This is a genomic window from Lutibacter sp., from assembly GCF_041562875.1.
GTDB lineage: Bacteria > Bacteroidota > Bacteroidia > Flavobacteriales > Flavobacteriaceae > Lutibacter.
Window position 1 is genome coordinate 1 of the sequence record NZ_JBFFOE010000053.1, and the last position, 18,272, is coordinate 18,272.

The window sequence follows — 18,272 nt, forward strand, 5'->3', positions numbered from 1 at the left end:
AAATAACAAATCATACATAGTTTAGTCTATAACTGTAGTTTTATAAACAGTACTCCAACCTTTCCAAACTTCATTTTCACTTAACGTTTCATTATGAAATAATGTAATAAAAGTCCCATTTACTTGTTTAACTGCTTCTTTTAATTCTAAAATTTTATGTAAACTTTGCTCAGGTGAAAGATTCAAATAATCTTTTAATGTAACATCCATAAAAGCAAATGGAAATATTTTTAAAGGTGTTTGAATTTCAAAATCTAAATCGTAAAAATAAAAAGGAGTACAAGTGCTTGCTCTAAAACCAGGCACTTTTGCATAACCCATAGTATAGTCTTCATTAATATCCAAATCTATTAAATTCTGGTAGGTTTCAGGAATACTTAATCGTAAATAATGATGACGTGAAAATGTAATAGGCATATTCACAATAGTTTCTAACCTTAATTTTTCCTTTTTCAACTTTCCCATATTTTTAAAAGTGAAATAAGATGGATGCAAACCTACTTTAGCATAATCAGCTACCGATTTTATAACCGACTTAAACTTAGTGTTTGACGATGAAATATTTTTATCAAAAGTAGTATAATCGCCTACTAAAAAGAAAAACAGGGTATTTACATTGTATTCATTTTTAATGTTTAAAAGTTCATTAAATGTATCAAATGGATCTTGTTTAAAATTAAAAATGGTTAACAATCTATGCCAAAAATTCAAAAATCTTAATTGTAAGATATCATTTATTAAACCACCAACCGTTCTAATTATTCCTTTATTTTTATAGGCATAAGCTACATCTATATCTATAGTTGAAATTAAATTAAATTCACGATCTTCATAGGTGTAATTTGGAAATTTTTCTTTTAATAATTCTAAAAACTTATAAGCCCAAATATCAATCACTGGTTTTTCTATAAACCCATTTTTAACAGCTAAACTCTCACCTGCAGGAAAACGTTCATGAATATCTTGCACATGGGGTAAATACTCTTCATATCTACTTATTAAGTAAAATCCTGCAGCAAAAATATCAAAAGGAATACTTGAACTTTCTCCTGCTGGAAAAAAACAAGAAACATCATCCCATTTTGATATATGTATATCTATGTCATTAATTCCTTGTTCAAATAATAAATCATGACTTCGAATAAAAAATTCCGACCCTAAAGCCGTTTTTGAATACGTTATTTTAGGACCATTATGTGCCACAAACTCGTTCACTTTAGTTGTAAAAACTACAGGGATTTGTAATATTCTAACAAAATAATGCTTAAATATATAGTTAAGCCGAGGCGTAATTTTATGTGTGTAAACTAATAACATTCAGGTTTTGGTATTGTTGTTAGCTAATGATTTATTTGAAACTAACGAATCTTATTTTACTAAAAATAATGACCAATAAGTAATTCGCAATTCAAAATTACAATATATTTTCATCGGCAAAGCTAAAATAAGCATTTTCCGTAATAATTATATGATCCAATACTTTTATATCTAATGTTTCGCCTGCTTGCTTCAATTTATTGGTAATTATCTTATCTGAATTACTAGCTTGTAATTTTCCAGAAGGGTGATTATGACATAAAATTAAGGCTGTAGCATAAATTTCAATTGCTTTTTTATACACCAATCTAACATCTACCAAAGTTCCTGTTAAACCTCCTTTGCTTAGTTGTTCTTTATAAAGAACTTTGTTAGAATTGTTTAAATAAACAACCCAAAATTCCTCGTGTTGTAATTCACCTATTAAAGGTTGCATCATATTAAATACAGCCGAGCTACTTGTGATTTTTGGTAATTCTAAGGCTTCCTCAAGCCTTCTTCTTCTTCCAAGTTCCAAAGCTGTTATTATTGAAATTGCTTTGGCATCACCAATACCTTTAAACTTTAGCAAATCTAAAACTGAAAGTTTTCCAAGTTTATTCAAATTATTATTAATAGAGGCCAAAATTCTTTTTGACAGCGCTACAGCACTTTCATTTCTACTGCCAGAACCAATTAAAATAGCAATTAATTCAGCATCTGACAAAGCTGCTTTTCCCTTTAAAAGTAATTTCTCCCGTGGCCTATCATCTTCAGCCCAAGACTTTATAGAAGTCATTGAATTTTCATAACCCATAAACAATTTTTTTATCAAAGATAAGAGTAATATCTTTGCTTCAAATATTTCAACTCATGAAAATTATAATTGTTGGTGCAGGAGACGTTGGTTTTCATTTAGCAAAACTACTTTCTTTTGAATCTCAAGATATCTATCTAATTGATATGAATGCTGAAAAGCTTGAATATGTTAGTAACCATATTGATGTGATAACGCTAAAAGGAGATGCAACTTCTGTAAAACTTTTGAAGAGTATTAATATAGATAAAGCAGATATTTTTTTAGCGGTTACTGAATCGCAAAACACCAATTTTACGTTAGCCGTAATTGCAAAAAAATTGGGAGCTAAAAAAACAATTGCTCGTATTTCTAATCATGAATTTTCTCAAACAACAGATATTGATTTTGCTGAAATAGGTATTGATGTTATGATTTCACCTGGAGAATTAGCTGCCGATGAAATTAGAATGTTAATAAATCAATCTGCATTTAATGACACTATAGAGTTTGAAAATGGAACACTAAATATTTTAGGAAGTACTTTAGAATATAATTCACCACTTATAAATTTAACCGTTCAAGAAGCTCGCGAAAAATTTAATAATATTGATTTTATTACCATTGCCATAAAACCTGAAAACAGCGGAGAAACTATTATTCCAAGAGGAAATACTGTTTATGGTGCAAACGATCAAATTTATTTTTCTACTCCTAAAGACCATATTAAAAAATTATATAAACTAATGGGCAAAACCCCATTTGGAGTAAAGGATATCATGATTTTAGGCGCCAGTAAAATAGGTGTAAAAGCTGCACGAAATTTATGTGATAGTAAATTTAACATTAAGCTAATTGAAATAAACAAAGAAAGAGCAAAAGATGTAGCTGAAAAATTGCCCGGCGCACTCATTATAAAAGGAGATGGTAGAAATGTTGAACTTTTAGAAGAAGAAAATATTTCACAAATGGATGCTTTTATAGCGGTTACTGGAAATTCAGAAACCAATATTATGTCGTGCTTGGTAGCAAAATCTAAAGGTGTTAAAAAAACAATTGCTTTGGTTGAAAATATGGATTATATCAATATTTCTCAAACCATTGGAATTGATACTTTAATTAATAAAAAATTATTAGCCGCAAGTGTCATTTTTAAACATGTACGTAAAGGTGAAGTATTAAAACTAGCCAATTTACATAATGTAGATGCTGAAGTATTAGAATTTAGAGTGAAAGAAAATTCACCTGTCACAAAAAAAATAATTAGGGATATTAAATTAACAAAAAAAGCTGTTTTTGCAGGTGTAATAAGAGATGGTATTGCAATGATGACTTTTGGAAATTTTCAAATATTAGCTGGTGATAAAGCTGTAGTTTTTTGTCTACCAGAAGCCATTCATACGGTTGAAAAATTATTTAACTAATTTATGAAAGGTATTAACACAAAGATAATTATTAGTTTTTTAGGATTAACCTCCATGCTTAATGGTGTATTTATGCTAATTGCTGTTCCTTTTAGCATTTATCACAATGAACCTGAACAGTGGGGAATTTTAAAAGCTGGTATTACCACTATATTATTAGGTTTCTTACTTTGGTTTTTTAATAGAAATGCACCAAAAAATTTACATAAAAAAGAAGGGTATTTAATTGTTACCTTAGGTTGGCTTATGCTTACTTTTACTGGTACTTTGCCTTATTTATTTACGGGTTCTATACCTAGTGTTACGAATGCGATTTTTGAAACAATATCTGGATATTCAACAACTGGCTCTTCCATTTTAACCGACATAGAATCCATGCCAAAAGGAATTTTATTTTGGCGAAGTGCAACACATTGGATTGGTGGTATGGGTATTATTGTGTTAACTGTAGCCATTTTGCCATTATTAGGAATTGGAGGTATGCAGCTTTTTATGGCTGAAGCACCAGGCCCTTCCGCCGATAAAATGCACCCCAGAATTACAGAAACAGCAAAAAGACTTTGGATTATCTATTTCTTATTAACTTTTACAGAGTTTTTCTTACTTAAAATTGCTGGTATGACTTGGTTTGACGCTATAAACCACGCTATGGCAACTATGAGTACTGGTGGATTTTCAACCAAAAATGCCAGTGTAGCTCATTATGATGCTTTTCCAATAATACAATACATTATCACTATTTTTATGTTTATTGCTGGTGCTAATTTTGTATTAACTTATTTTGCTTTAAAAGGAAGAATTAGCAAAGTTTTTAAAAGTGAAGAATTTAAGTATTATTTCTTTGGAACTATTGGTGTAACGCTGTTAATTACATTTTTAATTATCAATTTTCAAGACCCCAATTTGGGAACAAGCCTCACACATTCTAAACCATGGGGTGAAACTGAAAACGCTTTTAGACATGCTGCCTTTTCTGTTGTTTCAGTGCTAACAACAACAGGATTTGTATCAGCCGATTTTACCATGTATAACGGAATGGTTACAGCTATTATATTTTCGTTGTTTTTTATAGGGGGTTCGGCAGGTTCAACAAGTGGAGGTATTAAAATTGTGCGTCACATTATAATGATTAAAAGTAGTTTTTATGAATTCAAAAAATTATTACACCCTAACGCGATAATACCAGTTAGATATGATGGTGTTGGAGTACCTAAAACAATCATTTACAATATCTTATCTTTTTTTATATTGTACATGCTAATTTTTATTGTAAGTAGTGTATTGTTAACCTTTTTCGGATTAAATTTTGAGTCTGCAATGGGTGCAGCTGCTTCATCTTTAGGTAATATTGGTCCTGCAATTGGTTCTGTTAGCCCTGTAGATAATTTCGCCCATTTATCAATTCCAGCAAAGTGGTTTTGCTCCTTTTTAATGTTAATAGGAAGGTTAGAATTATTTACTGTATTAATTTTATTTACTCCATTTTTTTGGAGAAAAAACTAACTTACAAACCTAAAATTCTCTTACCATCTTCACTTACCATTGTTGTATTCCATTCAGGGTAAAACACAACATCAATGATTGTTGTAAAATCAGAATGTTGCTGTTTTATGGTTTCAATAATAGCTGTTTTTATTGTCTCTCCTAACGGACATGCAGGCGTTGAAAATGTCATTACTATATTAATTTTCTTGTTTCCATCATAATACAATTCATAAATTAATCCTAAATCAACTATATTAATTTCAATTTCAGGATCCATTACATTTTTAAGTAATTCTAAGGTTTCCAATTCAAATTGAGCAACTTCTTGTTTATTCATTCTCTTTTATTTTGACTTTGTGAAATATTATTTTTAATACGTTTATATTATACAATATTGCAACCGCTAAAAGTGAAAAACTTCCAATTTTAATTGCAATAAAATTCTTTATTATTAAACCTAAAGCAAGACTCAAAATACTCAGTACATATAAATAGAATTGAATTTTAGCTATTTTATTTGAATACAACTCTCTTGGCAATGGTGTTTTAGCTTTTCCAACTAAATTTTTATACTTTTCTAACCAAACAATAAAAGGAAGCGTTTTATAGGTTTGACCTAAAATCATGGTTGTTATAAATCCAAATATTATTGAAAAACCATAAAAAGTAGCTATTCTAAATAACAACTCATATTCAATTTTAAAAACAAGAAATAAAATTAAACTTACTAATATTGGCATTATAATACTTGCAATTGCAAGCATTGTATATTGCATTCCTACATCTAATTTTTTTCGAATTCTCTTTTTGTAAGATTCATAAATGAACGACATAAATGATATTACCCCAATAATAATTACAGCCCAACAAATAATTGTAAGCAAACTATTTGAAAATATGAACCAGTTTAATACTAAGCACAATAACCCAAAATTTATAGAAAAAAAAGAAACTACTAATTTTTCTTTTTTTAATTGGTGTGAAATTAAAAACATTGGTATTAATGTAGATCCAACGCCAATAATAAGCGACAAAAACCAACCAATGGTTCCCAATGAAGCGTGAATTTTCAAATAATGCAGATGAATTTCACTCAGAAAATTAAATTTAAAATTAAATGCAATTAGCGTCCCAACCAATTCAGTAATTACTAACCAAAAAATGGAGGCAATAATAAATTTTGATGAAATATTTTTATTTTCTGATTTTATATAGGATAAAATTACATTTATAATAAATAATAAAAGAGAGATAAACATAAATACTGAAGCATAGACAAGATGTGTTGTAAATGCACCAACCCAAAATGAATACGTTAAATATAAAACGCTTACTGCTGAAGTCCAAAAAGTGATTTTCGCTAATTTTTCACTATAAAGTGAAGTTTCAAAAACCACAGGAATCAGTTGGTAAAGTGCTCCAAAAACAATCATTGTTGCCCATCCTAAAACTGCCATATGAGTTATTGCAATAATCTTAGAATTAAAATATGCTTCCAATACATTCGTATCAGCTAAAATAATAAGTATTGCAACTATTAAAAAAGAGCATCCCCCAAATATGAAATGAGGAATTACAACACTACTATGAGGCGCATTATTTGTTTTTAAATCGCTCAATCTATTAAGCTTTAAAAATTAGTAATTGCAGATGATGATCACTTTTTTTATTGTACAAAATTTCAAAATTTCTTTCTTTTAATTCGGGTAATAAAAATTGGGGAACTTTCTTATGTTCAACAAATAAAGCATTCCCTATAGGCAATATTTCTAATTCTTCTAAAATAGTTGTCATTGGTTCTGGCATTTCTAAATCTCTAACATCAATTTGTTTTAATTTCCCAACAAATTGTTTAAATTTTTCATCAAAAGCTATGTTATTATTTTCTAATGAAAACTCATCTGAACTTTTCAATTCAGTAGTTTTCTTAAAATAGGTATGCACAATTCCTGCATCAGATTTGTCAGTCCGAGTTATATAACCTTCTCTTTTTAATTTATTAATTAAAGGAATAGGTTCAAAAGAATTTATAATTTCTAAGGTTTGCTTATTGCTTAGTTTGTTAACAATTTCCATAATTTCTTTAAAAGGGTCATTTCCTTTTGAAATTATTGGTCTAACGTCAAGACTTATTAAATTGTCATTGTTCATTTGTATATTGTTTTTTTAAAAAAATATTAATATTATTTCTTCACATGAAAAGTCAATCTCAAAAATTACTTTAAAAAATTTCTTATTGAAACTATCAAGTCATCACTTTAGAATTCTTAGAAATTCGTATTTAAACTTTTATGACCTTTTTATCTTTTTTCCAAATGTAAATACAAAAAAGATATTGACCTAATTTAGAATGATTGTAATTAAGGTGGTGTGACAAAAATCAGTAATGAGTAGTAAAATTATACTAATTCTTTAAATTTATTAAAATCTAATCCTCCATAATTGCCAGAACTCATTAAAAGTAATGCTGTATTTTCAAATTTTTGGCTGAATAAGAATTCTTTAAATTCGGTTGGATTGGTGTACACAATTAAATCTTCTCGTTCAAAAGCATTTTGAATTTGATCTACTGAAATTTTTTCCATCCTTTTTATTTCTAATGCTTCAGGAGAATAAAAGACCACAGCTTTATCTGCTTTATTTAAAGTTCCTTTGTATTCCTTCAAAAAATCAGCATTTAAACTGCTATACGTATGCAATTCTAAACATGCCAATACGGTTCTATCACTGTATTGATTTTTAACAGCATTGGTTGTGGCTTCAACTTTACTTGGTGAATGTGCAAAATCTTTAAAAATTACAGTCGTTTCATTTTCTGCAATTTTTTCTAATCGTTTGCTTGCACCTTTAAAACTGGAAATAGCTTCATAAAACTCATCTTCATCAACTCCCATATGTTGACAAATCCACTTAGCACCCGCCATATTCTGTAAATTATGCGCCCCAAAAAATTCTAACGGCATTTCACCTAGCGAAGTTTCTATAAAAGTAGTACCGTTTTCAATTGCATAATTTGGTGTAGAATATGGATATTTTTTTATGGAACTTGTAGCTTGTTCAACAACATTTTTTACCTCAGCATCTTCTTCATTATACACCATAATCCCACCATTGGTGAGTGAATTGGCAAAAATTAAAAACTGCTCTACATAATTTTGGTAGGTTGGAAAAACATTGATATGATCCCAAGCAATACCACTTATTAAAGCAATATTTGGTTTGTATAAATGAAATTTAGGCCTTCTATCTATTGGGCTCGATAAATATTCATCTCCTTCAAGTACCATAAACTCATTTTCAGAAGTTAAATGCACCATAGTTTCAAAACCTTCTAACTGAGCACCAACCATAAAATCAACTGGAATATTAAGATATTTAAACACATGTAAAATCATTGAGGTAATTGTAGTTTTACCATGAGATCCACCAATAACAACACGTGTTTTGTCTTTTGATTGTTCGTATAAAAATTCAGGGTATGAATATATTGTAAGCCCAAGTTCTTGTGCTTTCAACAATTCAGGATTGTCTGCTTTTGCATGCATTCCTAAAATAATAGCATCTAAATTAGTGGTGATTTTTTCTTCAAACCAACCAAAGTCTTTTGGCATTAATCCTTTCGCTTCCAATCTAGATTTTGAGGGTTCAAAAATCGCATCGTCACTTCCTGTAATTTTATATCCTTTTTGATATAAAGCCAATGCTAAATTATGCATAGCACTTCCTCCAACTGCAATAAAATGTATGTTCATTCTTTAATATTTTTCTAAATTCAAATGTATGTAAACTATTAAAAAGATAGAAAAACAAATAGCAATTATTTTAAAAACTATGCCTACAACTTATTTTTTAAAATAATCTTAAAAATAAAAATTTATTATTAAAGAATTTCTATATTTATAGGGTGATTACTTCCATTTAATAAATGAAGTAAAAAATAAAGATAATCAAACCCCATTTTTATGAAAAGAAAAATAAAATCAATTTCAAAATTATATTTATTTCTATCATTGTTTCTTACTCTTTTTGTTTTCCAATCATCTTTTTCACAGTGTGCAACGGGAGATGCCATTCAAGATTTTTGTGCAGTTGATAATAAAACTGTAGGTGATTTAATAATAATAGGTAATGAAATTGTATGGTTTGATGCTATTACAGGTGGTAATCAATACAATCCAGATTCAATTCTTTTAAGTGGCTCCTATTTCGCATACGATAATGCGCCAGATCCGAGTTGCACTGATACTTCTCGTTTTGAAGTAGTTGTTACTATTTATGGTACTGCACCAACAGATGTTAATGTATTTGTAGGAAAATGTGCAAGTGAAAATGCTAGAGTTTCAGACTTAACTGCAACTGCTACCATTGGGGGTGTTATTGAGTGGTACGACTCACAAAGTGGAGGAATTTTACTTTCAGTAACTAACCCTATTTTAGAAGATGGAGCAACTTATTGGGTTCAGCAAACTGAAAATGGCTGCACAAGTAATCGCTTACCTACAACGGTAACTATTATTAATCCACCTACTCCAACAATTGTTCAAAATCAATCCTTTTGTTCTTCAATCAATCCAACTATTTCAGATTTACAAGCAGCTGAGACAAATGTTTTATGGTATTCCTCTGAGTTTAGTACTAGTGCATTAAATCCTAGTACTCCACTAATTAATGGTGAAGATTATTGGGCTACACAAGTTATTTTTCCCTGTGAAAGTACTGTTAGAATTCAGGCTAATGTTATAATAGATACTGCCCCAAATGCAGGAACTAACGGTTCATATACAGAATGTGAAATAAATTTAGTAGATACAAACCTATTTTTATTATTGGGAGGAAGTCCTGAAACTACTGGTACTTGGACAACTCCTGACGGCTCTCCATATTCAGGAAATTTTATTGTAGGAACCGATTTAGAAGGTACTTATACTTACACCGTTCCTAGTACTTTAGGTGTTTGTACAGATGCAACTGCAACGGTTATTGTAACTATTTTAGAAGTTAATCCTCCAACTACTTTAGAAACAAATCAAACTTTTTGTGAAATTGACAACCCAACTATTGCCAATTTAAATGTAATAGGTACAGGAATTATTTGGTACGATTCTGAGACTTCAACAACACCTTTAAACTTAACTGATGCTTTAATTGATGGTGAAGATTACTGGGCATCTCAAACGGAAGCTTCTGGTTGTGAAAGTGCTTCAAGATTGGTAGTTACTGTAACAATAGAAAACCCACTACCTCCAACTACTTCAGAAATAACTCAAACGTTTTGTGAAATTGACAATCCAACTATAACTAATTTAAATGTAACTGGTGCTGGAATTATTTGGTACGACTCTGAAATTTCTACAATACCTTTAAACTTAACGGATGCTTTAATTGATGGTGAAGATTACTGGGCATCTCAAACGGAAGCTTCTGGTTGTGAAAGTGCTTCAAGATTGGTAGTTACTGTAACAATAGAAAACCCGCTACCTCCAACTACTTCGGAAGTAAATCAAACATTTTGTGTAATTGACAATCCAACTATTACTAATTTAAATGTGACTGGTGTTGGGATTATTTGGTACGACTCTGAAATTGCTACAACGCCTTTAAACTTAACGGATGCTTTAATTGATGGTGAAGATTATTGGGCATCTCAAACAGAAACTTCTGGTTGTGAAAGTGCAACAAGATTGAAAGTTACAGTTATAATTTTAGATTCGCTTCCTCCAACTACAACTGAAGCAACTCAAACATTTTGTGAAATTGACAATCCAACTATTGCTAATTTAAATGTAATAGGAGCTGGAATTGTTTGGTATGACTCTGAAATTGCTACAACACCTTTAAACTTAATGGATGCTTTAATTGATGGTGAAGATTATTGGGCATCTCAAACGGAAGCTTCTGGTTGTGAAAGTGCTACACGATTGGTAGTTACTGTAACTATTTTAGTTACACTTCCACCAACTACAACTGAAGCAACTCAAACATTTTGTGAAATTGACAATCCAACTATTGCTAATTTAAATGTAATAGGTGCTGGAATTATTTGGTACGATTCTGAAATTTCTACAACACCTTTAAACTTAAGTGATGCTTTAATTGATGGTGAAGATTACTGGGCATCTCAAACGGAAACTTCAGGCTGTGAAAGCGCTTCACGATTGGTTATAACAGTTATCATAGAAAACCCATTATCTCCATCTACTTCAGAAATAAATCAAACGTTTTGTGTAATTGACAATCCAACAATTGCTAATTTAAATGTAACTGGTACTGGAATTATTTGGTATGACTCTGAAAATTCTACAACACCTTTAAATTTAACGGATGCATTAATTGATAGCGAAGATTATTGGGCTTCTCAAACGGAAACTTCTGGGTGTGAAAGTGCTACAAGATTGGCAATTACTGTTACTATATTAGATTCACTTCCTCCTACAACTTCCGAAACAACTCAAACATTTTGTGAAATTGAAAATCCAACCGTAGCCAATTTAACTGCTTCTGGAACTGGAATTTTATGGTACGACTCTGAAACTTCTACAACGCCTTTAAACTTAACGGATGCTTTAATTAACGGTGAAGATTATTGGGCATCTCAAACGGAAGCTTCTGGTTGTGAAAGCGCTTCAAGATTGGTAATTGCTGTTACTATCTTAGTTACACTTCCGCCTACAACAACTGAAGCAACTCAAACATTTTGTATGATTGATTTTACACCAAACAATCCAACAATAGCGGATTTAAATGTAACAGGAAATAACGTAATCTGGTACAATTCTGAAACTTCTACAACACCTTTAAATTTAACAGATGTTTTAGTTGATGGTGAGGATTATTTTACATCCCAAACCGATGCGATAACTGGTTGTGAAAGTACATTGAGATTAGTTATAACCGTAATAATAATTAATCCTCCTACACCAACAACTACAGAAACAAATCAAAATTTTTGTTTAGCTGATAATCCAACTATTGCTAATTTAGCAGCCAACGGAGATACCATCATTTGGTATGATACTGAAACTGCTACAACACCATTAAATAGTGCCGATTTATTAGTTGATGGTGCAAATTATTGGGCTGCTAATGCTGACTCCACAACAGGCTGTGAAAGTATTTCACGATTGATGATTACAGTTACAATTAATGATATAGTTCCTGCAACAATCTCAACAGTTACTCAAAATTTTTGTGCTTCAGATTTACCAACTATAGCTAATTTACAGGCAACCGGAAATGAAATTATTTGGTTTGCATCTGAAACTGATACAACTCCATTAGTATCAACCGAATTATTAATTAATGGTGAGGATTATTGGGCTGCGCAGACAAACGCAACAACTAATTGTTCTAGTTCTACAAAGGTTGCTGTAAATGTAATTTTAACAGACCCTGGAACTCCTAATTTAATGCCATTAGGCAATGAATTTTGCAAAATAGATAAACCAACTGTTTCTAATTTACATGAAAATGTAGTTAGTAATAATGGTGGACTTATTGTATGGTATGATTTTTACCCAAATGGAAATACATTAAGCCTATCTGAGCTATTAGTTGATGGTGAAACTTATTATGCAGTAGAAACTGAAGATAATGGATGTTCTAGTATAAACCCATTAGAAGTTACTGTTACTTTAGAATCTTGTAGTCAATATGATGTTGAAATTTATGATGGGTTTTCACCTTCTGGAAATGGTATAAACGACACCTTTAAACTTGGAAATTTAAGAGATTTATATCCTGATTTTAAAGTAGAATTTTACAATCGTTGGGGCAGCTTGGTCTATACTGCAAATGCTTCTAAACCTGACTGGAATGGGTATTTAAATGGTAATGGAGAATTAGTTCCTGCTGGCGTTTATTATTTTGTAATCTATTTTAATAAAGATAACAGAAAACCTATGCAACGAAGATTATATTTAAGTCGCTAAAAAAAGAAATCCCATTAATAAAGCAAGAATGAAAAAAATACTAATAATATTCATTACACTTACAGCAACTACAATATTGTGGTCACAACAGGATGCTCAATACACGCAGTATATGTACAACATGAGTGTCATAAATCCAGCATATACAACAGATAATTTAGGAATTATTAATTTAGGTGCACTACACAGATCTCAATGGGTTGGTGTAGATGGAGCTCCAAAATCATCTAATATTTTTGTTCACACGCCAATTAATGAAAAAATTGAAGTCGGTTTTTCATTAATAAATGATAACATTGGTGATGTTGTTAACGAAAATAATTTATATGCAGATTTTGCGTATAAATTAAATTTAGAAGAATATGGTAATTTGTCATTTGGTTTAAAAGCCGGAGTTACTTTTTTTGATGTTAATTTTAATGGATTTGTATTAGAATCAGGCGATGTTTTTACTGATCCTGATTTTGCCAATAATATAAACAAAACTTATTTTAATATTGGCGCTGGTGCATATTACAATAAAGATAATTATTATGTTGGTTTATCAATTCCAAACATATTAAATGCTAAACATCTTGATAGAAATAATGGAAGATACCAAGGAACAGAACAACTGCACTTATTTTTAACCGGTGGTTACGTATTTGAAATTAATGACCTTTTTAAATTAAAACCTGCTTTTATGACAAAAGTTGTAAAAGGAGCTCCAATAACAGTAGACCTAACTGCAAATGTATTATATGATGATAAATTTGAATTTGGCTTAGGCTATAGATTTACCGATGCCTTTAGCGCTATGTTTAATGTTAGAGCAACTCCTGAATTACGAGTTGGTTATGCGTATGATCATACTGTTTCAAACCTTGGACCTTTTAGTTCTGGTTCTCATGAAATCTTTGTTTTATATGATTTCGATATTTTTAACCTAAACAAAGGATTTAATAAATCTCCAAGATTCTTTTAATAAATAAGGCTCTCAAAATGAAAAAAATACTAGTTACACTTATAATATTGCTATTTTCAACACAACTTTTACTTGCACAAAATTTAAGACGTGCAAATAATTTATTTGAAAAAAGAGCTTATGTTGAAGCTGCCGAATTATACTTAAATGAAGAGGTTAAAACCCAAGAAGTACATGAAAAATTAGCCGATTGTTATTATTTTAACAGCAAAATGGATGAAGCTGCTAAATGGTATAACATAACGCTAAAAATGTATAACGAAAGTGTTGATCCAATTTATTTCTATAGATATTCACAAGCTTTAAAAGGAATCAATAATTTTGAAGAAGCTGACAAATGGCTTGTAAAATATCAACAAAAAAAGCAATTAAATTCTTCTAATAACATTGGTACTTTAACTTTTTTTGAAACATTAAATAAAGAAATTAAAAGACCTTATATTTTACATCCTGTTTCAATAAATTCAATGGGGTCTGATTTTGGAGTTTCGGTTTTAGGCAATAAAATAATTTTTGCTTCAACAAGAAATGAGGGTCAATTATACGAATGGAACAATCAACCTTATTTAGATTTATTTGAAGGTGACATTGATAATTTAGGAACTATTTCTAATGTAATTCCTTTTTCAGAAAAAATAAATACCAAAATGCACGAATCCAATGCTGTATTTACTGCTGACGGAAAAACAATGTATTTTACCAGAAATAATTTTATTGAAGGGAAAAAAGGGAAAGACGAAAAGAAAATTACACATTTAAAAATTTACAAAGCGCAACTTATTGATAATGAATGGAGTAACATTATTGAATTACCTTTTAATAGTAACAATTATTCAACTGAGCATCCAGCTTTAAGTCCAGATGAGAAGAAACTTTATTTTGCTTCTGATATGCCAGGTTCTTATGGTTCTTTTGATTTATATGAAGTTGATATTAATAGCAACGGAACGTTTGGAATACCAAAAAATTTAGGACCAACAATTAATACAGAACAACGAGAACAGTTTCCATTTGTTAGCAGTAAAAACATACTTTATTTTGCTTCTGACGGGCATTTAGGGATGGGTGGTTTAGATATTTTTAAAAGTGAAATTTCTAACGCTGGTTTTTCTAAACCAATTAATTTAAGTTCTGTAATTAACAGTCCGTCTGATGATTTTTCTTTTATTATTAATGAAGAAAATGAAACAGGATATTTCTCTTCAAATAGAGCTGGAGGCATTGGAGACGATGATATTTATAGATTTACGCAAGTAAAACAGTACTTTGTTCAAGGATTGGTTCAAAATAAAAATAATTTAGAGTTACTTACAGGATCATTAGTTACTTTATTTGATGATAAAAACAACGTAATTGATGATATGATTGTAGGTAATGATGCTGCTTATTCTTTTGAAATTGAAAATAATAAAAATTATAAAATAAGAGGAACCAGAAAATTTTACAATCCATACGAAGTATCATTTTCTACAGATAATAAAGGAGAGGTTGATAAAAATATTTTATTATTATTAGAATCTTATGACGATGCGGAAAAAGCTATTGTTACAGAAAACGAAAAAATTCAAATTAAAATTAACCCGATTTATTTTGATTTTAACAAGTGGAATATCCGTTCAGATGCAGCGCTTGAATTAGAAAATGTAGTAGTTATTTTAAAAAAATATCCTGAAATGGTTATTGAAATTGGTGCGCATACAGATTGTAGAGGTAGTGAAAATTACAACCTTAGTTTATCTCATAAACGCGCAAAATCTGTTCGCGAGTACTTAGTAAGCCAAGGTGTTAATAATGATAATGTTAAGTCTGTTGGTTATGGAGAAATGCAACCTCTTAACAAATGTATTAAATCTGGCATTTGCAAAGAAGATGAATACGATATAAATAGACGATGTGAATTTGTTATAATTAATTAAATTATTAAAGAAACCGTATTAATCAAAAATCAGTCACTTTAAAAACAAGTTGACTCTATTCAAACTAATTTTAGGTATAACTTTTGCTATATTTATTATATTAAAATTCTACCTATGAAAAATACAGTCCTTTCAGTAATAACTATCTTCCTTTTATCAATTAGCCTATTTTCCCAAGATAATAGGATTGAATATGGTAAATTATGGAATCAAGTTGAAAAATTTGAATTAGACAACTTACCAAAATCTGCCTTAGCAATTGTAGATATTATTTTTGAAAAAGCAAAAAAAGAAGACAGTACTTCACAAACCACAAAAGCATTACTCTACAAATCTAAATTTGTGATGACTTTAGAAGAGGAAGCGCAATTAAAAATTATAAATTTATTTAAAGATGAAATTGTAATTTCTAAATTTCCTACAAAAAATATTTTGGAAAGTGTTTTAGCAAATTTATATTGGCAATATTTTCAACAAAACAGGTGGCAATTTTATAATAGAACCAAAACCAGTGAAAAAGTAGATGAAACCGATTTTAGAACTTGGGATTTGCAAACACTTTTTAATGAAATTCATGTACATTTTCAAAACTCTCTTAAAAACGGATTAGTATCACAATTAACTGATTTAAAAGAATTTAATGATATTTTGAATTTACAAAAAGATTCAAAAATATACAGACCAACACTATTTGATTTTTTATCGCATAATTGCCTAGATTTTTACAAAACAAACGAAACTAGTATTACAAAACCTTCCTACGCTTTTGATATTAATGAGGTGAAATTATTAGACAACTTCAAAGAATTTTCTACAGTTGATCTTGAAACAAAAGATAGTTTATCACTTCAATTTAATGCTTTAAAAATTTATCAAAAATTAGTTCAATTTCACCAAAGCACGCAAAATATGGATGCTTTAATTATGGTTGATTTAGAACGACTTCAATTTGTAAAACAAAACGCAATTTTTGAAAATAAAGACGCTATTTACTTAAAAGCATTGATCAATTTTAAAAATGAAGTAAGTCCGTTTGAGGCTTCAACATTAATAGATTTTAAAATAGCAACTGTTTATTATAACGAAGGAAATAATTACAATAGAGCAACAACGCCTGAAAACCAATTTAAAAAAGCCAAAGCAATTGAAATTTGTAATAGTGCAATTAACGCATATCCGAAAAGTATAGGAGCCGAAAAATGTAAAGCATTAAAACAACAAATTTTAAACAAAACACTTCAAATAACTGCTGAAAAATACCTTTCTATCAATACCTATAGTAAAGTATTGGTTTCTTATAAAAATATTGAAAAATTATATTTCACAATATATAAGATTTCAAATGTTGAAAAAGAACAATTTTATAAAATATATAATGATGAAGAGAAAACAAATTTTATAAAAAAACTTCAAATTGTAAATCAATTTAACACAACACTTAAAACTGAAAACGATTATCAACAACACAGTTCAGAAATTGTAATTCCACAATTGACGAATGGTAATTATTTAATTTTTACATCGCCGTTTAACGAAATAAACCCTCAAAGTACGTACGCGACCAAAATACTACAAGTTACGGATATTGTACTGATTGAAACTATTAATAATGGAATTTACACCTACCAAACAGTAAATAGAAACAATGGGAAACCATTGGTTGGTGCCACTATTCATTTAAAAAATAATTATACTGGCAAATATAATTTACCGTTAAATAAAACCTTAAAAACAGATAAATTTGGACAGGCTAGTATTTATTTAACCAAAGGCAGAAATAATGTTGTTGCAACAGTAACTTATAAAAATGACAAAACAACTTTTGGTGATTTATACTTGTATCCAACACGCAAAAGTGATAATCTTGAAGAAGAATCTATTGAAATTAAACCTTTTGTGTTTACAGACAGAAGTATTTATAGACCTGGACAAACAGTATATTTTAAAGGAATATTCATAAAAAAGCAAGGTGATAAAACAACACTTTTAACCAATGAATTTGTTGAAATCACGTTAGAAGATCCAAACGGACAATTGGTAAAAAAACTTGATTTAAAATTAAATGAATATGGCTCAGTTTCAGGTGAATTTATATTACCAAATAGTGGCTTAACTGGAGAATACACCATAAATGTAGATGAAAGTTCTGAGCACGATAGTAATTTTTATGACAACGCAGACTATAATTTTGACTATGATTACGATGTAACTATTCAAGTTGAAGAATACAAACGACCAAAATTTGAAACATCATTTAAACCTGTTACAGAAACATTTAAATTAAATGATACAATTACTGTTGAAGGAACTGCCAATGCTTTTGCAGGTAGTAACATTAGCAATGGTAAAGTTGTATATCGTGTTGTTAGAACAGCTCAATACCCAAAATGGTTTGGTTGGTATTCCAGAAATATGTACCAATCGCAACAATTAGAAATTACAAATGGCGAAACCACAACTGAC

General features: G+C 29.7%; 12 protein-coding genes. 6 read left to right on the top strand and 6 right to left on the bottom strand.

Annotated features, from left to right (window positions below; genetic code table 11):
* Positions 1–21 precede the first annotated feature (21 nt).
* A complete protein-coding gene (locus tag ABY863_RS08750; RefSeq protein WP_372793900.1) occupies positions 22–1,317 on the bottom strand; it encodes a polysaccharide deacetylase family protein in 1,296 nt (431 codons plus the stop codon).
* A 97-nt stretch (positions 1,318–1,414) separates the two neighbouring features.
* Complete coding sequence (gene radC, locus ABY863_RS08755; RefSeq protein WP_372793902.1) at positions 1,415–2,113, bottom strand: DNA repair protein RadC; 699 nt, start codon at positions 2,111–2,113, stop codon at positions 1,415–1,417.
* 56 nt (positions 2,114–2,169) lie between these two features.
* On the opposite strand from radC, the gene trkA reads away from it, so the two are divergent.
* A complete protein-coding gene (gene trkA, locus ABY863_RS08760; protein ID WP_372793904.1) occupies positions 2,170–3,516 on the top strand; it encodes a Trk system potassium transporter TrkA in 1,347 nt (448 codons plus the stop codon).
* Between the two features lie 3 nt (positions 3,517–3,519).
* Positions 3,520–5,019 carry a TrkH family potassium uptake protein gene (locus ABY863_RS08765; RefSeq protein WP_372793906.1) on the top strand — a complete coding sequence of 500 codons (1,500 nt, stop codon included), beginning with the start codon at positions 3,520–3,522 and terminating at the stop codon, positions 5,017–5,019.
* Position 5,020: 1 nt separating this feature from the next.
* Here ABY863_RS08765 and ABY863_RS08770 read toward each other — a convergent pair whose 3' ends face one another.
* From ABY863_RS08770 to murC, 4 genes are all read right to left on the bottom strand, one after another.
* Positions 5,021–5,338: a metal-sulfur cluster assembly factor gene (locus tag ABY863_RS08770; protein ID WP_372793908.1), complete on the bottom strand. Its 318-nt coding sequence runs from the start codon at positions 5,336–5,338 to the stop codon at positions 5,021–5,023.
* Positions 5,331–6,620, bottom strand: a complete 1,290-nt coding sequence (locus ABY863_RS08775; RefSeq protein ID WP_372793910.1) for a hypothetical protein — start codon at positions 6,618–6,620, stop codon at positions 5,331–5,333. The genes ABY863_RS08770 and ABY863_RS08775 overlap by 8 nt, the downstream gene beginning before the upstream one ends.
* Positions 6,621–6,624: 4 nt before the next feature.
* Positions 6,625–7,152, bottom strand: a complete 528-nt coding sequence (locus tag ABY863_RS08780; protein WP_372793912.1) for a DUF2249 domain-containing protein — start codon at positions 7,150–7,152, stop codon at positions 6,625–6,627.
* Positions 7,153–7,400: 248 nt separating this feature from the next.
* Positions 7,401–8,753: a UDP-N-acetylmuramate--L-alanine ligase gene (murC, locus tag ABY863_RS08785; RefSeq protein WP_372793914.1), complete on the bottom strand. Its 1,353-nt coding sequence runs from the start codon at positions 8,751–8,753 to the stop codon at positions 7,401–7,403.
* Positions 8,754–8,963: 210 nt separating this feature from the next.
* Between murC and ABY863_RS08790 the strand changes: the two genes are divergently transcribed.
* The 4 genes from ABY863_RS08790 to ABY863_RS08805 form a co-directional block, all read left to right on the top strand.
* Positions 8,964–12,929: a gliding motility-associated C-terminal domain-containing protein gene (locus ABY863_RS08790; RefSeq protein ID WP_372793916.1), complete on the top strand. Its 3,966-nt coding sequence runs from the start codon at positions 8,964–8,966 to the stop codon at positions 12,927–12,929.
* Between the two features lie 28 nt (positions 12,930–12,957).
* Entirely contained in the window at positions 12,958–13,893 is a 936-nt protein-coding gene (locus ABY863_RS08795) for a type IX secretion system membrane protein PorP/SprF (protein ID WP_372793918.1), read from the top strand.
* Positions 13,894–13,910: 17 nt separating this feature from the next.
* Positions 13,911–15,809 carry an OmpA family protein gene (locus ABY863_RS08800; RefSeq protein ID WP_372793920.1) on the top strand — a complete coding sequence of 633 codons (1,899 nt, stop codon included), beginning with the start codon at positions 13,911–13,913 and terminating at the stop codon, positions 15,807–15,809.
* Between the two features lie 114 nt (positions 15,810–15,923).
* Positions 15,924–18,272, top strand: a 2,349-nt coding sequence (locus ABY863_RS08805) for an MG2 domain-containing protein (RefSeq protein ID WP_372793922.1), incomplete at its 3' end; no start/stop codon positions are given.